Source organism: Acidobacteriota bacterium (genome assembly GCA_038040445.1).
Lineage (GTDB): Bacteria > Acidobacteriota > Blastocatellia > UBA7656 > UBA7656 > Onstottus_A > Onstottus_A frigus.
Genome location: JBBPIG010000069.1, coordinates 1 through 3,449 on the forward strand (window position 1 = coordinate 1; position 3,449 = coordinate 3,449).

A 3,449-nucleotide genomic window follows, 5' to 3' on the forward strand; every position below is an offset into this window, starting at 1 on the left:
ATTGGAAAATAGAACGGTGAGTAGTGTCCTAATTTGAATTAGGACACTTCCAGAACGGTGGATCACTACCGCCCAAGACCCGGTCATCGTGTATAATGACAACCCGAGTAAGGTGAATCCATTAGTACTACGCTAACATCTGCTGAGTCTGAAGCACTGGCCACTCTGCCGGGAATGGTCGTGCGTCTCGGCCCACTGCGGTCGCGGCTCACCGATGAAGACTTCGAGAAGTTCTGCGCGCAGAATCCCGAGCTGCGCATCGAGATGACTAGCGCGGGTGTTGTGATCATCATGTTGCCAGTCACTCCTGAAGGAAGCAGCCGCAACTTCAAGCTCACAGGACGCTTCGCAGCCTGGACAGAAGCTGACGGAACAGGCATCGGGTTTGAATCTTCAGCCGGTTTCACCCTACCCAACGGAGCCAAACGCTCGCCGGATGTTTCCTGGATGCGCAAGGAGCAGTGGGACGCCCTCACTCCCGAGCAGCGAAATGAATTCACTCACATATGCCCTGACTTTGTCGTCGAGCTGCGGTCGAAGACGGACCGTCTGCGTACTCTGCAAAACAAAATGAAAGAGTACATGGCAAACGGTGCGCAGCTTGGCTGGTTGATCGATCCGATCCGCCATCAGGTCCACGTCTATCACGCCGATTCCTCAGTCGAAATCCTCGATCATCCACAAGTCATCTCCGGCGAGCCCCTGCTGCCGGGTTTCGTTCTGAAGCTGGAAGGTCTCATTGATTGATTGGCGTTCTACGAGGACTAGGTCTCTCGGCTTTTTGTAACTGGAAAATGACGAATAATCGAAGGCCAAGCTGCAAGTTTCAATCACCGGGAGATTAGGTATGAGCTTACCGCGGACGATAGCGCGCTATACCGTCGAGGAATATCTCGCCCTGGAACGAGGGTCCGAAGAACGTCACGAATACCTGGACGGACAGATTTACGCGATGGCCGGTGAGAGCATCGAACACGCCGACATCAGTTCCAATCTGGTTGGCATACTCAACCCACAATTGAGGGGCACACCGTGTCGCGTGTGGACGAAGGACTCAAAAGTCCTCAGCGGTCCTGCCATTAGATCCTACAAGAGCATCAAAGGACTGTTCTCTTACCCCGATATCGTGGTCGTTTGTGGAGAGCCCCGATTCCTCGATGAGCATCGAGACGTGTTACTTAATCCGACCCTTATTATCGAAGTATTATCTCCGTCGACCGAGAGCTTTGATCGCGGCGAGAAGTTTCGGCGTTATCGCACTCACCTTGCCTCGCTCACCGATTACGTCCAGGTATCTCAAGCGTTGCCGCTGATCGAACATTTTCGCCGCCAATCAAATGACGAATGGGTGTTGTCTACCGTCAGTGATATGGCAGGCAGCCTTCATCTCGCTTCGATTAATTGCACGCTGCGAATGACTGAGGTTTATGACCGTGTTAGCTTCCCAGAAGAGGAGGCGCCTGAGACTTCAAGCTCGGAATAGTGAGAAGACATGGTTGATACTCAGTTCGACGTAATCGTGATCGGCGCGGGACACGCAGGCTGCGAGGCCGCCTACATCGCTGCGCGTATCGGCGCCCGCACCGCGCTGGTTACGCTCGATACGAACTCGATCGGCCAGATGAGCTGTAACCCCGCCATTGGCGGTATAGCCAAGGGCCACCTCGTCCGCGAAGTCGACGCGCTCGGCGGAATAATGGGTAGCGTCATCGACGCAACCGGGATTCAATTCCGCTTGCTCAATCGCAGCCGCGGCCCCGCTGTGCAGTCCCCTCGCGCGCAAGCCGATCGCAATCTCTACCGCACCGAGATGCGCCGTAGACTTTCAGTCACTGAGAAGCTCTCAATCATCGAAGGTGAAGTCGCAGAGATCAAATTCGCCGGCACGCGAGTCACCGGCGTCGAGCTTGCCGATGGAACGATGATCGAAGGGCGCGCCGTCGTCCTGACAACCGGGACTTTCCTGAACGGCTTGATTCACGTCGGCAAGAAGACGTTTCAGGCCGGCCGTAGCGGCGAACCCGCTTCAATAAAACTTGCGGACTGCATTCGAGGCATCGGGTTCAGGACCGGCAGGCTCAAGACTGGTACCCCGCCTCGGCTCGATGGGCGCACGATCGATTATACAAAGTTCGAGGTGCAACCGGGCGACGCTCGGCCGGTGCCGTTCTCATTCAAAACCGGTGAGATCAATCGCCCGCAGATAAACTGCTTCATCGGCTACACCAACGAAGTTGTTCACGACGTGATCCGAAACAACCTCGACAAATCACCTCTATACAGCGGCGACATCAAAGGCATCGGTCCGCGCTACTGCCCGTCGATCGAAGACAAGGTGATGAAGTTCTCGGAGAAGCTTCGACATCAAATATTCCTCGAGCCGGAGGGCTACGACACCTACGAGGTCTATCCGAACGGGATCTCCACGAGCATGGCTGAAGAGGTGCAGCACGAGTTCGTTCGCAAGATTTCCGGGCTTGAGAACGTGAAGTTGCTTCGGCCGGGCTACGCCGTAGAGTACGACTTCGTCGATCCGCGAGAGTTGTACGCGACGCTCGAGGCTAAGCGGATCGGCGGTCTGTTTCACGCCGGGCAGATCAACGGCACGTCGGGCTATGAAGAAGCGGCGGGCCAGGGAATCGTCGCAGGCATCAACGCGGCGCTGTCGGCGCTCGGCCGCGAATCGGTGGTGTTCGATCGAGCAGAGAGCTACATCGGCGTGATGATCGACGACCTTGTGACCAAAGGCGCGGACGAGCCTTATCGAATGTTCACTTCCCGAGCCGAAATGCGGCTGTCGCTGCGCTACGACAATGCCGACAAGAGGCTGACGCCGCTTGCTCGCAAGATCGGTTCAATCGACGACTCTGACTACCATGCGTTTGAGAAACGCCAGCGCGGCGTGGGGTTGGTTCAAGAGTTTCTGTCCAATGCGAAGGTCACCGATCTCGGCGACGAGTTGATTAATGAGCTTGCCCTTGAAGGGTCACCCGACAGCTACCGCGGACGAAAGCTGGACTACCTCGCTCGCCGGCCGGACTGCAGCGCCGAGAAACTAATCGAGATCGTCAGGGCAGCTATGGGCAATTCGATTAGAGAGAAAGAGATCGTCGTGGCCTTGAACGATCTCCGCTATTCAGGCTATCTGAAAGACCAGGAGGCGGTGGCTCGAAAGCGCGGCCGCTACGACGAGCTTCCAATACCGAACGGCACGGATTTCTCTAAGATCTCGGGCTTGTCGAACGAAGTGGTTCACAAGCTCGGGAGTGTTCGTCCTCGTACGATAGGGCAGGCGGCTCGGATCCCCGGTGTAACGCCGGCGGCAGTATCGATTCTATTGGTTGAAATGCTCCGAGCTTGAATTGTTTCGCTAATCGGTGCGAATCCGCGCACCGCCGATGACGGGCGACGGAATATTTGGACTGCGGCGGCCTTTGTGCGTTGCCGCC

3 protein-coding genes are annotated in these 3,449 nt (G+C 56.3%); all 3 read left to right on the forward strand.

The features are described from left to right. The first annotated feature begins 174 nt into the window (after window positions 1–174). Window positions 175–747 (forward strand): Uma2 family endonuclease, encoded by a 573-nt coding sequence (locus AABO57_28960; protein ID MEK6289763.1) that lies wholly within the window; start codon window positions 175–177, stop codon window positions 745–747. 100 nt (window positions 748–847) lie between these two features. Then, window positions 848–1,483: a Uma2 family endonuclease gene (locus AABO57_28965; protein ID MEK6289764.1), complete on the forward strand. Its 636-nt coding sequence runs from the start codon at window positions 848–850 to the stop codon at window positions 1,481–1,483. Between the two features lie 9 nt (window positions 1,484–1,492). Further along, window positions 1,493–3,361, forward strand: a complete 1,869-nt coding sequence (gene mnmG, locus AABO57_28970; GenBank protein ID MEK6289765.1) for a tRNA uridine-5-carboxymethylaminomethyl(34) synthesis enzyme MnmG — start codon at window positions 1,493–1,495, stop codon at window positions 3,359–3,361. Window positions 3,362–3,449 lie beyond the last annotated feature (88 nt).

Coding starts and splice junctions, on each gene's coding strand:
- AABO57_28960 (MEK6289763.1), top strand. CDS start 175: ATGGTCGTGCGTCTCGGCCCACTGCGGTCGCGGCTCACCGATGAAGAC.
- AABO57_28965 (MEK6289764.1), top strand. CDS start 848: ATGAGCTTACCGCGGACGATAGCGCGCTATACCGTCGAGGAATATCTC.
- mnmG (MEK6289765.1), top strand. CDS start 1,493: ATGGTTGATACTCAGTTCGACGTAATCGTGATCGGCGCGGGACACGCA.